Annotated in this window: 11 protein-coding genes; 9 read left to right on the forward strand and 2 right to left on the reverse strand. The window is 70.6% G+C overall.

The window, feature by feature from the left end:
• The 9 genes from ACFWVE_RS21130 to ACFWVE_RS21170 form a co-directional block, all read left to right on the forward strand.
• The coding region (locus ACFWVE_RS21130) for an amino acid adenylation domain-containing protein (RefSeq protein WP_384016126.1) at positions 1 to 6,631 on the forward strand (6,631 nt) is incomplete at its 5' end.
• Between the two features lie 88 nt (positions 6,632 to 6,719).
• Positions 6,720 to 7,985 carry an enterochelin esterase gene (gene fes / locus ACFWVE_RS21135; RefSeq protein ID WP_384016128.1) on the forward strand — a complete coding sequence of 422 codons (1,266 nt, stop codon included), beginning with the start codon at positions 6,720 to 6,722 and terminating at the stop codon, positions 7,983 to 7,985.
• Between the two features lie 76 nt (positions 7,986 to 8,061).
• A complete protein-coding gene (leuB, locus tag ACFWVE_RS21140; RefSeq protein ID WP_384016129.1) occupies positions 8,062 to 9,189 on the forward strand; it encodes a 3-isopropylmalate dehydrogenase in 1,128 nt (375 codons plus the stop codon).
• 129 nt (positions 9,190 to 9,318) lie between these two features.
• Positions 9,319 to 10,779, forward strand: a complete 1,461-nt coding sequence (locus ACFWVE_RS21145) for a pyridoxal phosphate-dependent aminotransferase (protein ID WP_384016131.1) — start codon at positions 9,319 to 9,321, stop codon at positions 10,777 to 10,779.
• Positions 10,780 to 10,823: 44 nt separating this feature from the next.
• The gene (locus tag ACFWVE_RS21150) at positions 10,824 to 12,212 is read left to right on the forward strand and encodes a hypothetical protein (protein WP_384016133.1); all 1,389 of its coding nucleotides are present in this window, start codon (positions 10,824 to 10,826) and stop codon (positions 12,210 to 12,212) included.
• Positions 12,213 to 12,280: 68 nt separating this feature from the next.
• Complete coding sequence (gene leuC / locus ACFWVE_RS21155) at positions 12,281 to 13,684, forward strand: 3-isopropylmalate dehydratase large subunit (RefSeq protein ID WP_384016135.1); 1,404 nt, start codon at positions 12,281 to 12,283, stop codon at positions 13,682 to 13,684.
• A 13-nt stretch (positions 13,685 to 13,697) separates the two neighbouring features.
• Positions 13,698 to 14,321, forward strand: a complete 624-nt coding sequence (leuD, locus tag ACFWVE_RS21160; protein WP_384016137.1) for a 3-isopropylmalate dehydratase small subunit — start codon at positions 13,698 to 13,700, stop codon at positions 14,319 to 14,321.
• A 52-nt stretch (positions 14,322 to 14,373) separates the two neighbouring features.
• The gene (locus tag ACFWVE_RS21165; protein WP_384016139.1) at positions 14,374 to 14,574 is read left to right on the forward strand and encodes an MbtH family protein; all 201 of its coding nucleotides are present in this window, start codon (positions 14,374 to 14,376) and stop codon (positions 14,572 to 14,574) included.
• Between the two features lie 49 nt (positions 14,575 to 14,623).
• Positions 14,624 to 14,962 (forward strand): hypothetical protein, encoded by a 339-nt coding sequence (locus ACFWVE_RS21170; RefSeq protein ID WP_384016140.1) that lies wholly within the window; start codon positions 14,624 to 14,626, stop codon positions 14,960 to 14,962.
• Between the two features lie 109 nt (positions 14,963 to 15,071).
• Here ACFWVE_RS21170 and ACFWVE_RS21175 read toward each other — a convergent pair whose 3' ends face one another.
• Together ACFWVE_RS21175 and ACFWVE_RS21180 are read right to left on the reverse strand one after the other, a co-directional pair.
• Positions 15,072 to 15,527 (reverse strand): VOC family protein, encoded by a 456-nt coding sequence (locus tag ACFWVE_RS21175; RefSeq protein WP_384016198.1) that lies wholly within the window; start codon positions 15,525 to 15,527, stop codon positions 15,072 to 15,074.
• Between the two features lie 62 nt (positions 15,528 to 15,589).
• The gene (locus ACFWVE_RS21180; RefSeq protein WP_384016142.1) at positions 15,590 to 16,132 is read right to left on the reverse strand and encodes a pyridoxamine 5'-phosphate oxidase family protein; all 543 of its coding nucleotides are present in this window, start codon (positions 16,130 to 16,132) and stop codon (positions 15,590 to 15,592) included.
• Positions 16,133 to 16,315 lie beyond the last annotated feature (183 nt).

A 16,315-nucleotide genomic window follows, 5' to 3' on the forward strand; every position in this document is an offset into this window, starting at 1 on the left:
CGCGGACGAGACCCGGCGCCCGGACGTCCAGGGCTACACCCCCTCCGACCTCGAACTCTCCGGGCTGGACCAGCAGCAGATCAACGAACTCGTCGGCGCTCTGCGCACCCGGCCCGTATGGCAGTCCGCTACGTCACCCCGCCCGCTGGAGGACTGCTGCCCGCAGACGCCGGTCCAGCAGGGCATGTGGTTCCAGAGCCAGTACGCGCGGGGCGAGGGCTTCTACCACGTGCAGAACGTGCTGCGCATCGGGCAGGACCTGGATGTCGAGGTCTTCCGGGCGAGCTGGGCGCAGGTCATGCGGCGCCACCCGATCCTGCGCACCGGGTTCTGGACCACGAAGGACAACCGGGCGCTCCAGTTGGTCTGGGCCGACCTGCCCGTTCCCCTCGAGGTGGTCGACTGGCGGGCCGTGAGCCCCGACGAGCAGCGGGAGCGGCTGGACGCGCATCTCCTCGAGGACCGCGCCCGTGGTTTCGAGCCCGAGGACGCCCCGCAGTGGCGGATGCTCCTCGCGCGCACCGCCGAGGACCGGTACGAGCTGGTCTGGAGCGCGCACCACACCATCCTGGACGGCTGGAGCATCAGCCTGGTCCTGAGCGACGCCGTCCAGTGGTACGGCGCCCTGGCCGAGGGCCGGCATCTGGAGAAGGCGCCGCCCCGCCCGTACCGCGACTACGTCGGCTGGCTCCAGGAGCAGGACCTCCAGCAGGCCGAGGACTACTGGCGCGACGCCCTCCAAGGCGTCGAACAGGCCACCACCCTGAACCTGGGGACGGGGACGGGGACGGGGGCGGGGACGCGTCCGGACGCGGGCAACGACGAAACCCGGGGCGGGCCCGCCCCGTACCTCTGGGCCGAGGACTTCCTCAGCGAGGCGGAGACGACGCGGCTCCAGGACTTCGCCCTGACGCACCGGCTCACCCTCAACACCGTGCTGCAGGGCTGCTGGGCGCTCCTCCTCGGCCGTTACGCCCGTACCGACGACGTCGTCTTCGGCACCGTGGCGTCGGGACGGCCGGCCGACGTCGAGGGTGTCGAGCGCATGGTCGGCCTCTTCATCAACACGCTCCCGCTGCGGGTGAGCATGCCCGCGCAGCGTTCCGTACTCGCCTGGCTGAAGGACCTGCAGGAGCAGAGCCTGCGGATGCGCCAGTACGAGTACAGTCCGCTCGGCGAGGTCCAGCGGTGGAGCGGGCTGCCCGCGGGCGCGCCGCTCTTCGAGAGCCTCTTCGTCTTCGAGAACTACCCCGAGGGCGACCCCGAGGGCGAGACGGCGCTCCGCCTGGAGGCGCTCGGTTCGAAGGAACAGACGCACTACCCGCTCAACACCGCCATCACCGTCGGCGAGCGCATCGGCATCAACATCCTGTACGACACACGGCGGTTCGACGGCCGTACGGTCGAGGCGATGCTCGCGCACCTGCGGCAGATCTGCCGCGAGCTGGTGACGCGGCCGCAGCAGAGCCTCGCCCAGGTGGGCCTGCTCACCGACGCCGAGCGGACCCGGGCGCTGGAACAGTGGAGCAGCCAGTCCACGTCGCCCGTCGAGGACGTCCTGCTGCACGACCTGATCCAGGAGCAGGTCCGCGAAACGCCGGACTCGGTGGCGGTCGTCCACGAGGACGGACACCTCACCTACGCCGAACTCGACGCCCGTGCCAACCAGCTCGCGCACTGGCTGCAGGGCCGGGGCGTGGGACCCGACGTCCTGGTCGGGCTGTGTCTGGACCGCTCGCTGGAGGGCATCGTCGGTCTGCTGGGCATCCTGAAGGCGGGCGGCGCCTACGTCCCGATCGACCCCCGCTACCCGCTCGACCGCATGCGGTACGTCATCGAGGACTCGCGGCTGCGTCTGATGCTCACCCAGCGGCACCTGCTGCCACGGCTGCCGGAGCTGCCGAAGGCACCCGAGGCACGCGACGGTGACGGCCCGACGACGCTCTGCCTGGACTCCGACTGGTCCGCCGTGGCCGCCGGTCCGAGGACCGCGCCGACGACGGCCGTGACCTCGCGGAACCTGGCCTACATCATCTACACGTCGGGCTCGACCGGCCGGCCCAAGGGCGTCATGGTCGCGCACCACAACCTCCAGCACGTGGTGCCGTGGATCCGCCGCAACCCCTGCTTCGACCGGCGGCAGAACGTCCTCCAGGTCGCCTCCACCAGCTTCGACTTCTCCGTCTGGGAGATCGTCCTGCCGCTGGTGACCGGCGGCACCCTGCACATCCCCGCGCCCCACACCCGCATGATCGGCTCCGACCTGCAGAAGATGCTGTCCGAACGGGCCATCGAGAGCCTGAACTTCACGCCGGGCGCGCTCGCCACGCTCCCGACCGACGACCCGCTGCCGCATCTGCGCACCCTGGTCGTCGGCGGTGAGGCGTACTCGGCGGACCTCATCCGGACCTGGGCGCCGGGCCGTACCTTCTTCAACGTCTACGGGCCGACCGAGACCACGATCTTCGCCACCGGTACGCACACCGACGAGAACCTGGACGTCATCCACATCGGCCGGCCGATCACCAACGCCCGGTTCTACGTCCTCGACCCCTACCTGCGGCCCGTGCCGCCCGGGGTGCCCGGCGAACTGTGGATCGGCGGCGTGGGCGTGACCCGCGGCTACATGAACCGCCCCGACCTCACCGCCGAGCACTTCGTCGCGGACCCGTTCGGAGACGAACCCGGCGGGCGGCTCTACCGGAGCGGCGACCTCGTCCGGTATCTCCCCGACGGGAACATCGAGTTCATCGAGCGCATCGACGGCCAGGTGAAGATCCGGGGCTTCAGGATCGAGCTGGGCGAGATCGAGGCCGTGCTGGAGCAGCACCCGCACGTGCGCACCTACGCCGTGCTCGCCCAGCCGGACACCCGGTCGGACGGCACCGGCAAGCGACTGGTCGCGTACGTCGTGACGGACGGGGGAGCCCCGGACGTGGACGGGGAGCTGCGGGCGCACCTCAAGGAGCGACTGCCCTCGTACATGGTGCCGTCGGCCTTCGTCACGCTCGACGAACTGCCCCTGACCGGCAACGGCAAGCTGAACCGCCGGGCGCTCCCGCTCCCCGACGAGAGCGCGGCACCGGCGCCCTCCGCCGCCTCGCTGCCCCGGACCGCGACCGAGGCGAAACTGGCGGAGATCTGGGCCGAGGTACTGGGCCACAGCCCCGTCGGCGTCCTCGACGACTTCTTCTCGCTGGGCGGACACTCCCTGCTCGCGGTGAAGGTGGCCGCGCGCGTCCGGCAGACCTTCGGCGTCGACCTGCCGGTGCGGGTGCTGTTCGAGCAGCCGGTCCTCTCCCGGGTCGCCGTCGCCGTGGACGAACTGCTGCGGGAACAGCAGCCGTACCCCGCCCTGCCGCTCGTCCCGGTGACACGGGACGAGCCCGTGCCCGCCACCTTCGACCAGCAGCGGCTCTGGTACATGGACCGGCTGGTCCCCGACAGCCCGCTCTACACCGTGGGCTGGCTCCTGCACCGGTCCGGGGCGACCGACCCGGCACGGCTGCGGCGGGCCCTCGAAGCGCTGATCGCGCGCCACGAGGTCCTGCGCACCACGTTCCGCGAGCACGGCGGACGCGTGTGGCAGGAGATCGCCCCGACCGGGACGGTCGTCCTGACCGAGGCCGACCTGACGACCGAGCGGGCCGAGCCGGCCGAGCGGTGGCGGGAATCGGTCAAGGCCGTCACCCGCGAGCTGTGGCTGGAGACGTTCGACCTCGCTCACGGCCCGCTGCTGCGTACCCTGCTCGTCCACCTGCCGGACGGCGAGTCGCTCCTGGCCTTCAGCGCGCACCACGCCGTCTTCGACGGCTACTCGGTGGGCATCCTCAACGACGAACTGCTGCGCCTCTACGACCTCCTCGAGGACGACGGCGCCGCGCTGCCCGGACCGCCGGCCGTCCAGTACGCCGACTACGCGGTGTGGCAGCAGCAGTGGCTCGAGGAGGAACGCCTCCGGCCGCACCTGGACTACTTCAAGGCGCAGCTGGCCGACGCGCCCGCGCTGATCTCGCTGCCGACCGACCACCCCCGGCCCGCGGTGCAGAACTACCGCGGCGCCAACCTCACCTCGGCCCTTGGGCCCGAGCTCGTCGAGCAGCTCGGGAAGGTGAGCGTCGAACACCGGACGACCGACTTCGTCACGTTCCTGAGCGCGTTCGCCGTCCTCCTCTCGCGCTACAGCGGGCAGGACAAAGTGGTCATCGGCATTCCGGTCGCGGGCCGCGGCCGCATCGAGACCGAGCCGATGATCGGCTTCCTCGTCAACACCATCGCGCTCTGCGTCGACCTGGAGGGCGACCCGGACTTCGCGGACGTGCTCCACCAGGTCCGCTGGAAGCTCCTGGAGGCGCAGAGCCGGCAGGAGGTGCCGTTCGACCGCATCGTCGAGGAGCTGAAGCCCGAACGCAGCCTCAGCTACAGCCCGGTCTTCCAGGTGATGTTCACCGGCCTGGACAAGATCTTCGAGGAGCTGCCCGGCTCCCGGCAGCCCGCCTGGATCCACGACGTGACGGACGACGGGGTCGGCGTCGCCAAGTTCGACCTGGGCATGAGCATCCAGCAGCGCGACGGGGAACTGCGGTACACCTTCGAGTACAGCACCGACCTCTTCGAGCGGGACACCGTCGCCGGCATGGGCGAGCACCTGCGGAACCTGCTCACGGCGGCCCTGGCGGCACCGCGGACGTCCGTCGCCCGGCTGCCGCTGCTCGCCGCCGACACCCGCCGGCGCATCCTCGACGAGCGGAACGCCACCGACGACCCGGGCACGCTGCGGCCCGTCACCCTCCACGGACTCTTCGCCGAGCAGGCCGGCCGGACGCCCGACCGGGTGGCCCTGTCCTACGAGGACGAGCAGCTGACGTACGCCGCGCTGGACCGGCGGGCCGACCGGCTGGCCAGGACCCTGCGCGACCGGGGCGTCGGGCCGGAGACCCGGGTCGGGATCTGCATGCGACGCTCCCTCGACCTGGTGACCGCGCTGCTCGCCGTCCTCAAGGCCGGCGGCGCGTACGTCCCGCTGGACCCCGACCACCCGCGTGAGCGCCTCGCCCACATGGCCGAGGACGCCAGGATACGGCTCGTCCTGACCCGGCCCGACACCCGGGACGCCCTCGGCTTCCTGGGAGAAGAGGGCGTACGGCTCCTCGACCTCGGGGAGGACGAGGCCTCCTGGCCCGACGCGAGTCCCGAGCCGCTGGACGTCACCGTGAGCCCGGACGGCCTCGCCTACGTCATCTACACCTCCGGCTCCACCGGACGCCCCAAGGGCGCCATGCTGTCCCACCGGGGCATCTGCAACCGCCTGCTCTGGATGCAGGACGCCTACGGCCTGCGCCAGGACGACCGCGTCCTGCAGAAGACCCCGTACAGCTTCGACGTCTCGGTCTGGGAGTTCTTCTGGCCGCTGATCGCCGGCGCCCGGCTGCACGTCGCCCGGCCCGAGGGCCACCGCGACCCGGCCTACCTGGCCGACCTGATCGAGCGCGAGGGCATCGGCGTCCTGCACTTCGTGCCCTCGATGCTCCAGGCATTCCTCCAGCAGCCGACCGTCGGCCGGCAGTGCCGGGGCGTGCGGCACGTGATGTGCAGCGGGGAGGCCCTGCCCCCCGAGGTGCGGGACGCGTTCCTGCGGACCCTGCCCGACACCCGGCTGCACAACCTCTACGGGCCCACGGAGGCGTCCGTCGACGTCAGCTACTGGGAGTGCCGCGACACACCGGGCGCGACCACCGTCCCCATCGGCCGTCCGGTGGCCAACACCCGGCTGTACGTCCTCGACGAGGCGATGGAACCGGTGCCGGACGGCGTCATCGGCGAGCTGTTCATCGGCGGCGTGCAGCTGGCGCGCGGCTATCTGGGGCGCCCGGACCTGACCGCCGAACGCTTCGTGGCCGACCCGTTCGGCGCTGGCCGGCTCTACGCCACCGGCGACCTGGCCCGGTACCGGGCCGACGGCGCCATCGAGTACGCGGGCCGCAAGGACCACCAGGTCAAGATCCGCGGCTACCGCATCGAGATCGAGGAGATCGAGGCCGTCCTGGCCGACCACCCGGCCGTACGCTCCTGCCTGGTCGTCGTCCACGAGGTCACGCCCGTCGACAAGCGGCTCACCGCCTTCGTCACCCGGCAGGCGGGAGGGGAGGCAGGCCCGGGCACCGGATCGGAGACAGGTCCGGACGAGCTGCGGGCCGCTCTCCTCGAACGGCTCCCGGAATACATGGTGCCCACCTACTTCGTCGTCCTCGACGAGTTCCCGCTCACGGCCAACGGCAAGGTCGACCGCAAGGCGCTGCCCGCGCTGCCCGACATCGTGCGGCAGGCGCGGGAGGGCGAGGACCATGTCGCGCCGAGGACCGGGACGGAGCGGATCCTCGCCGACCTGTGGGCACGGCTCCTGGACCTGGAGCGGGTCGGCATCCGGGACGACTTCTTCGCCCTCGGCGGCCACTCCCTGCTCGTGGCCTCCATGGCGACCGAGGTCCAGGACCGGTGGGGCATCACGCTCATGCTCACCTCGGTCTTCCAGAACCGGACCGTCGAAGCGCTCGCCCGGGTCATCGACCGGAGCGTCGACGAGGGCGACAGCGAGGAAGAGGACGCGGCGGAACTGTTCGACCTGCTCTGACCATCCCGGCGCGCGCCGTTCACGGCGCTGTCCACCACGGCTTCACCCCGGCACGCGCCGGCCAGGCACAAGGCGAGGAGAGAAGACCATGTCCGCTGCCGAGACGTCCTTCGCAGCCGAGACGTCCCTGAAGAGCCCCCGGATCGCCGAACTGACGGCGGCCGTCGAGGCAGGCGGCCACGACGCCGTCGACGCGTTCTGGAAAGAGGTCACCGCGAACGGCTCCCCCCTGATGGAGCCCGCCGGCGACGACGGCTCCCACACCCTGGTCACCTTCCTGTGGCGGGACCCGGGGGACACCGAGAACGTCATCGTGCTCTTCTGCAGCGCGCCCGGCGGCGACCTCAGGGAGTTCCGGATGGAACACCTGCCGGGCACCGACCTCTGGTACCGGTCCTACCTCATGCCGTCCGAGCTGCGGACCACCTATCTGCTGTCGGTCAACGACGCGATGGCGCCCTTCGGTTCGTACGAGGAGGTGCTGCGCCGTCTCCCCGAGTACCGGCCCGACCCGCTCAACCCCCACGACTACACGCTCATGGGCAACCCGAACCAGTTCAAGGTGTCCGTGCTGGAGCTGCCCGCCGCCCCCAAGCAGCCGTGGAACATCCCGCGGCGCGGGGTGCCCAAGGGCAGGAGCCGGATGCAGACCATGGACAGCGCCGTCCTCGGCACCCGGCACCACGTCAGCGTCCACACACCGCCCGGCTACACCGCCGACGGCGACGACTACGACGTCTTCGTGCTCTTCGACGGATGGTCCTACTACAACTTCGCGGCCATCACGACCGTGATGGACAACCTCCTCTACGCCGGCCGCATCCCCCCGTACGTCCTGGTGATGCACACCAACGAGGACCAGGAGATCCGGGCCCGCGAACTGACCTGCCACGACCCGTTCAACGCGTACCTGAACCAGGAACTGATGCCCTGGGTCCACGAGAACTACCACATCACCCCGGACCCCGCGCGGACCGTCGTCGGCGGCTCCTGTTTCGGCGCCCTCGCCGCGATGTACGCCGCGTACCGCACCCCCGAGCGGTTCGGCCGCGTCATCTCCCAGTCGGGGTCCTACTGGTGGCCCGGAAAGAACGTCCCGGAAAAGGAGGAGGAATGGCTGACGCGTCGTTTCGAGGAATCGCCGAAACTCCCCATCCGGTTCTCCATGGACATCGGGAGCCTTGAGCGCGCCATTGTCGACTACGACCCCATGACGAGTCATCAGAACATGCTGGGCGTCCTCGAGGAGAAGGGGTACGAGGTCGACTACCGCGAATACCTGGGCGGTCACGACATGGTCTGCTGGCGCGGCACCATCGTCGACCGGCTGCGCTCCTTCCACCCGGGCCGCTGAACGATATGGCGATTCGTTCGAAAAGCCCTGAGAAGCGAGAACCGAGAACCGAGAAAGCATGCGAAAGGTGAGCGAGATGAGTGCAGCCACGATCACCGTGCTGCCCGGGGACGGAGTCGGCCCCGAGGTGACGGCCCAGGCGCTGGACGTGCTGCGCGCCGTGGAGGAGACCTACGGACACCGCTTCACGGTGCACAAGCGCCGGGTCGGCCTGGACGCCATCGCGGCGGAGGGCGTCGCGATCTCCGACAGCACCTTCGAGATCTGCGGACAGAGCGACGCGATCCTCTTCGGCGCCATCGGCAGCCTGCCGGCCGGAGCCGAACAGAAGGGCGGCCCCCGCCCGGAACAGGCACTGTTCCGCCTCCGCAAGGAGTTCGGCTTCTTCGCCAACCTCCGGCCGGTGCGCCCCTTCGAGGCGCTGTACGGGGCCTCCTCGATCAAGCCCGAGTACCTCAAGGGCGCCGACATGATCTTCGTACGGGAACTGTCGGCCGGGCTCTACTACGGGCGCCTGGAATCCGTGCCCGGCAAGCCGAGCGCGATCCGCCGCACCCCGCAGGGCACGGACGCCATCGACACCCTCCTCTACACCGAGGCGGAGATCGAGCGGGTCGTCCGCGCCGCGTTCGAGATCGCACTCGGGCGGGAGCGGAAGGTCACCTCCGTCGACAAGGCCAACGTGCTCAGCTCCTCCGTCCTGTGGCGCGAGGTGGTGGACCGGGTGGCGGCCGACCACCCCACCGTCGGCTACGAGCACATGCTCGTCGACGCCTGCGCCATGCGGCTGATCAGGACACCGGCGGACTTCGACGTCATCGTCACCGAGAACCTCTTCGGCGACATCCTCACCGACGAGGCGTCCATGCTCACCGGCTCCATCGGCATGCTGCCCTCCGCGAGCCTCGGCACCCGCCGCACCGCCGGCGGCACCTTCGGACTGTACGAGCCCATCCACGGCTCCGCCCCCGACATCGCCGGCCAGGACAGGGCCAACCCCGTGGGCGCGATCCTCTCCGGCGCCCTGCTGCTGCGCCACTCCCTGGGCCTCCACCGGGAGGCCGCCGCCGTCGAGGAGGCGGTCGCGGCCGTCGTCGGCGAGGGATTCAGGACCCCGGACCTCGCGGAGGCGACGAGCACCGTCGTCGGCACCGCGGAGATGGGCCGGCGCGTCGCGGACCGGCTGCGGCGGACGGCCGCCTGACCCCCGCTGCCCGCCGCCCGCCGTCCCCGCCGTCTCCTCGACGGCGGCGGCCACGGCGTACGGCCCGCGCCACCGCGCACGCGCACACCGCTCGACGAAGAGACGACTGGGACTGGAGTTTGCCCCCACATGACGACGTCACAGAGTGCCTCCCCGGCTTCCCCGGCGGCCGTGCCGACCGGCCTCGACGCGCAGCGCCTGCTGGTCCGTGAGGCCCGCCGGGAGATGGTGCGCCGCCACCGGGCCGCGCAGACCGACACCGCGGAACCGCCGATCCGGGTCATGGCACGACTCGTCGACGACCTCGAACGGGAATGCGCGGCCCGCGGGTTCGACCTCACCGCCACCCGGCTCGAGATCGTCAACCGGACCATCGGCGACGTCAACGTGCGGTTCATCAGCGAATGCGAGGGGGAGGAGGGCGGCCCCGGGGACTACCGCCTCCTCGGCGACGAACTCGGCATCGCCCTGCCCGGCGAGGACCTCAACGGCCGGCCGGCGTCCGGGGAGGGCTACCACTGGCTCCGGGACCGGATGACGGAGGAGGAGCGCCGGCTCCTCGACGCCGGATACGACCCCCGTGTCTACGACATCCAGGGCGTCGGCAACCCCCTCCTGCGGGGCCGGCTCGCGGCCGACATGGCGCGGTGGGGCGTGACCGCGACCGCCGACCAGGTGGCACTCGGCCTGGGCGCGGGCGACTGCATCGACAAGATCCTCCGCGGACTGGCGTTCTTCGCCCACCGCCGCTCCGAGTCGCCCGGCGCCGTCCTCTTCGCCGCCCCCGGCTTCAACATGCCCGAACTCCAGGCCGCGACCTACGGATACCGGCTGCACCGGGTACCGACCCTGGCCGAGGACCGGTTCAAGCTGACCGACACCCTCCTCGCCCGGCACCTGCGGGAGAACCCGGACATCACCGTCGTCTACCTGACCGTGACGAACAACCCGACGTCCCTCGCGTACACGCCCGACGAACTCGCCGCGCTCATGGAGGTCGTCCGCCGCTTCGCCGACCGGGGGCACCACGTCCACGTGCTCGCGGACCTCGCCTACGTCGGCACCGGCCGCCCCGCCGAGGACGAGGCGCGCATGCGCGGCCTGGCCTCCGTCCCCGAGGTCGCCGACCGGATGATCTACGTGAACAGCTTCTCCAAGACCCGCACCCTGACCGGCGACCGGTTCGGCTGGGCCGTCTTCGGCGACACCGCGTTCTCCGTCGCCATGCGGTCGAGCTGGATGAACAGTGTGAGCTGCCTTCCCGGCGAATGGCAGCTGCGTTTCATGGCGTACGACACCCTCTTCCGCCAGAAGCCCGAACTGGCCGAGAAGATCCGCGGGCTCTACCGGCTGCGCCGGTCCCGGCTGCGCACACAACTCCAGTCCTTCGACAGGGAACACCAGCTCTTCGAGCACATCCACGTCGACGACGACGCCACCATCTACACCTGGAGCAGGCTCAGGGCGGGCGAGGACTGTTTCTCGGTGCTCGAGAAGACCGGAATCGCCGGAATTCCCGGATCCACCTTCGGATATTCCGACGACTACATCCGGTTCTCGGTCGGTATTCACCCGGTCGTCATCGACTGACCCGCGCCTTTCCCGTCCCGATTCCTTTCCGAAACGGAGAGACCATGCAGAAGGAAGCACACGGAACCGCACGCGACGTACAGGACATCAATTCCCTCGATGTCCCGGTGAACTTCAACTGGAACAGCGACCCGAGCCCGCTCACCCCTCTGCCCACGGCCATCCCCGGCGAGCCGCTCGCCGCCCAGGTGGCCAGGACCGACATCCTCTCGGAGTGTCTGCGCGACGGCCTCCAGGGCATCTCCGGCTACCCGTCGGTCGACGACATGATGCGCTACCTGCACCTCCTCCACGGCTTCGGCATCACGTACGCCACCGTCGGGATCTACCCGGGCAACGCCGACCGGATCAACGCGAGGATGAAGCAGCTGCTGGCGCGGATGCGGGACGAACTCCCCGGCGTCGTGCCCTCCGTGCTCTCCATGTGCACGGAGGAGTCCCTGAGGTGGACCGTCGAGTGCAAGGAGATCCACTCCGGCCTCGAGTCCGTCGTCTTCATGGGCAGCGCGCCGTCCCGGCGCCTCGTCCAGGGCTGGGACCTCGACTTCATCCTGACCAGGCTGGAGACGTTCATCAAGAAGACCGTGGAGATGGGCATCCCCGTCGTCGCGGGCACCGAACACACCACCCAGACCTCCCCCGAGGACCTGCGGGCGATCACCCGCACCCAGGTCGAGAGCGGCGCCTACATCGTCGCCCTCGCCGACACCATCGGGGTCATCCGGCCGCTCGGCACCTACCGCATCATCCGCTTCATCCGTGACGAACTCGACGCCCTGGGCGTGCCGGACATGCGGGTCGACTGGCACGGCCACCGCGACACCGGCAACGCCCTGGGCAACGCCATGGCCGCGGTCGCCGCCGGCGCCGGCCGGATCCACGTCGTCTCGCGCGGGGTCGGTGAACGCTCCGGCAACGCCTCCCTGGAAGAGATCGTCCTCAACTTCGCCGCGATCCAGGCCGAGGCCGGACTGCCCGTCTCCTGGGACATGCCCCAGCTGCTCGAACTCATCACCTGCTACCAGAAGATGGTCGGCGTCGAGCCGCCGGAGCACGGCGTGCTCGGCAAGCGCTACAGCCACACCTCCTCCGGCATCCACACGGACGCCATCCTCAAGGCCCACCACCTCGCCGACCGGGCCCACGAGGCGGACAACCCCGAACTCGAGGACAAGCTGCGGGAGATGTCGCGCACCGTGTACTCGGCCGTGGACCCCGCGGCCGTCGGCGGCGCCCTGTCCGTGGCCGTCAGCCCGTGGAGCGGCCGCAGTTCCGTACGGCTCGCCTGCATGCTGAGCGGCCGCGACCCCCGCGAACTCTCCCCGGAGACCGTCGACCTCCTGCTCGCCCGCGCAGGCGAACTGGGCCGCGAACTGACGCCGGAGGAGCTCGACGAGGCCTTCGCGAAGACGTCCCCCGCCCCCACGGCCTGAGCCGGGCCCTCCCCTCCTCCCAGGTGAAGCCCTCACCCACGCACCGCCCCCGAAGGAGACACCGCACGATGCCACGAACGATGTTCGACAAGATCTGGGACGCACACGTGGTGCGTGACGAACCCGGTGAGATACCGATGCTCTACATCGACCGGCATCTCACGCACGAGGCGACCTCGCCACAGGCCTTCGCCGGGCTGACCGAGCGCGGCCTTCCGGTGCACCGCCCCGAGACCGTGGTCGCGGTGATCGACCACAACGTGCCCACGGTGCCGGGCCGCCGGCTCGTCGACGTCATCGACCAGCAGAGCGTCATCTGCATCGAGACGATGGAGGACAACGCCCGCGACTTCGGCGTCCAGCTCCTCGGCATGAACGACGCCGACCAGGGCATCGTGCACGTCATCGGCCCCGAACTGGGCCTGTCGCTGCCCGGCATGACCGTCGTCTGCGGCGACTCCCACACCTCCACGCACGGCGCCCTCGGCATCTTCGCCATGGGCATCGGCACCAGCGAGGTGGAGCACGTCCTGGCCACGCAGTGCCTGCTCCAGCAGAAGCCCCGGACGATGAACATCCGCATCGACGGCACGCTGGCACCCGGCGTGACCGCCAAGGACATCGCCCTGGCCATGATCCGCCGGCTCGGCACCGACGTCGGCACCCACCACGTCATCGAGTTCACCGGCTCCGCGGTGGAGTCGCTGACCGTCGAGGGCCGCATGACCCTGTGCAACATGGCCATCGAGGCGGGGGCACGGGCCGGCATGGTCGCCCCCGACGACGTCACCGTCGAGTACGTGCGCGGCCGCCGCTACGCGCCCTCCGGCGAGCTCTTCGAGCTCGCCGCCGAGCAGTGGAAGCAGCTGGCCTCGGACCCCGGCGCCCGCTACGACGCGGCACACCACCTGAACGTCGACGACCTGGTGCCGCAGGTCACCTGGGGCACCAACCCGGGCATGGTCGCCGACGTGACCGGCACGGTCCCCGACCCGCAGGCCGAGAGCGACCCGGCGCTGCGCGCCGAGATGGAGAAGGCCCTGGAGTACATGGGCCTGGAACCCGGCCAGCGCGTCGACGACATCAAGGTCGACACCGTGTTCATCGGGTCGTGCACCAACTCGCGGCTGGAGGACCTGCGGGAGGCCGCCGCGTTCGTCACCGGCAGGAAGGTGGCGTCCGGCGTACGCGCCATCGTCGTCCCCGGTTCCATGGCCGTCCGCCGCGACGCCGAGGCCGAAGGACTGGCGGACGTCTTCCGCGAGGCGGGCTTCGAGTGGCGTGAGCCCGGCTGCAGCATGTGCATCGCCATGAACGGGGACCGGCTCTCCGCGGGCGAGCGCTGCGCCTCGACCAGCAACCGCAATTTCGAGGGACGTCAGGGCCGGGGCGGCCGCACCCACCTGGTCAGCCCGGTGACCGCGGCCGCCACGGCCGTGGCCGGCCGGTTCGCCGACGTCCGCGACGTGTAGAGGAAGGACCACCGTGGAGAAATTCATCACGCACGAGGGCACCGCGGTACCGCTGATGCGGTCCAACGTGAACACCGACGACATCGTCCCCGCCCGGTTCCTCAAGTCGATCAGCCGCACCGGCTTCGGCCGGCACCTGTTCGGGAACTGGCGCTACCTCGAGGACGGGACCACGCCCGCCCCGGACTTCCCGCTGAACGAACCCCGCTACGAAGGCGCCTCCGTGCTCGTCGCGGGCGACAACTTCGGCTGCGGCTCCTCGCGCGAACACGCGCCCTGGTCCCTGCGGGAGTTCGGCTTCCGGTGCATCGTCGCGCCGGGCTTCGCGGACATCTTCCACAACAACTGCTTCAACAGCAGCATCCTCCCGGTCCGGCTGGAGGCGGCCGAGGTCGAGACGATCGCGAAGGGCCTGACGGACGGGGCCTCGCCGACGCTGCACATCGACCTGCCGGCCCAGACCGTGACCGCCGCCGACGGACGGACCTTCCGCTTCGAGATCGACCCCTTCAAGAAGACCTCCCTGATGGAGGGGCTCGACAACATCGGCTGGTCCCTCTCCCACAAGGACCGCATCCTCGCCTACGAGCAGCGCCGCCGGCAGGAGGCGCCCTGGCTCTTCCCCCGTACCGCGTGACCCGGCGGCCCCGTACCACGACGTCCGACAGCACAGAGGCTGGAGCCCGGCAATGGAAGCACAGCAGTTGAAGGTCCTCGTCAACGACGAGGAGCAGTACTCCTTGTGGCCGACCTACCTCGCCGTCCCCGACGGCTGGCGAGAGACGGGGACGGCCGGCTCGAAGGAGGAGTGCCTCGCGTACGTCAAGGAGGTCTGGGTCGACATGCGGCCCAAGAGCCTGCGCCTGCAGATGGAGAAGACGGCCGGCTGACGGCCGGTCCGGTCAGCGGAACTTCGTGACAGTGACAGAGGAGCCACTCATGGACGAACTCGTCGGACGCCTCTCGGCCGAGGGGCACAGGACCGTGGTCGGCGGTCCCTCACCCTCGGTGAAGGACCTCCAGCGGCGTATCACCGAGATGGGATACGTCTTCATCAAGTTCACCGACACCGACGGCGGCACCGACCTCGGCGTACGCGTCGACCCGGCCGCCAGCGACCTCGGCGGGGCCGACTTCGACAAGGGCACCGGCCGCGTGCACATCGAGGGCACGCTGACACTCAACCTGGTGAAGGTGCGGTGCGTGACCGACATCGAGCTGCCGTCGCTCAGCGGAACCGGTCACCTGGTGGCGATCGGGGAAACCGCCCTCGTGTAGCCTCGGCCGGCTCTCCCCGCCAGGAGCCCCCACACCGGACGGTCCCGCGTCCCGGGGGCTCCCCCCGCGGCGGGACGGGTACTCCGCTCCCCGTCCCGCCGCTCCCGCCCTACGCCCGGCCGTCCGCCCGTCCCGCCAGATCCGTCAGGAGCTGGTGGAGAGGTTCGGTGGCGCGGCGGCGGTACTCCTGGACCGCCCAGCCGTTGCCGTCCGGGTCCTTGAAGTACATGAACGTCGCGCCGTCGTCCGGGGCGTACACGACCGGTTCGGAGATCTCCAGGCCGCGTGCGGTCAGTTCCGCGTGGGCCGCCTTGATGTCGGCGACGCACAGCTGGAGGCCCTGGTACGAGCCCGGGGTTGGGCGGGCGTCGCCCGCCATCTCCCAGATGGCGTCGCCCAGCGCGATCGAACAGCCGGAGCCCGGGGGCGTCAGCTGGACGATGCGCATGCCCGGCATGACCTCCTGGTCGATGTCGACGTGGAAGCCGACCTTGTCCCGGTAGAAGTCCCTGGCCCGGTCGATGTCGCTGACAGGCAGCGGAAGCACTTCGAGGGTCATGGCCATGTTCATCGGGGTTCCTCCGGCTGAGTCGGTGCGGTCGGTGCGGTCGGTGCGGGCTCTCGGTGTCACGCGAACCGCCATCTGGTCTGGCTGAACGGCTCTCCCTTACCGAAGCCGAAAACCGTGCGCGGTGCCACCGAAAACACGACGGCGTGTCCCGGCCCGTGGTGGAAGTGGCCGTCCCGCACCTCGAAGTGCCAGAAGCTGCCGTACTTCGTCTCCCAGGCCGCCGCCAGTTCGCGCAGCCTGCCGTCGTCGGCGACCCGGACCGCGTCGCCCTCCACCGTGAGGTCGTAGCCCTCGTTCCAGGTGTTGGTGCCGGTGGTCAGGACGACGTGCGGGTTCGCCGCCAGGTTGCGGGCCTTGCGTTCCCCCGGCCCGGTGCAGAAGTGCAGCGCGCCGTCCGACCAGACGGTGGGGAGCGGGGTGACGTGGGGACGTCCGTCGGGGCGGACCGTCGAGATCCAGAACAGCTCCGCCGCGGCGAGCCGCCCCTCCGCCTCGGTCCAGGGGAGCGCGGTCGCCTCCGGGTCGCTGTAGCGCGGGTCGAGACGGGCCTCGGGGGAGGCGGGAGTCCCGTTCGTCGGGGGTGGTGGTGTGTCGGTCATGGTGGCCTCACCGGTCGGGGGCGGGGGCGACGGGGGAGTTCCTCCCCGGAGGGTTTGACCCCGCCCGCCCCCGGAACTCATCGCACACCGCAGGGCACCGCACCCGCCGTCCCGGGGCCGGGTCGCGGCGGGGCGGATAGGCTCGTCGCCTGTACGGGCTCGTGGTGAGCCCGAGGTGGGCCG

Origin of the sequence: Streptomyces sp. NPDC058632, from assembly GCF_042717095.1 — a bacterium.
In the GTDB taxonomy this organism is placed as follows: Bacteria; Actinomycetota; Actinomycetes; order Streptomycetales; family Streptomycetaceae; genus Streptomyces.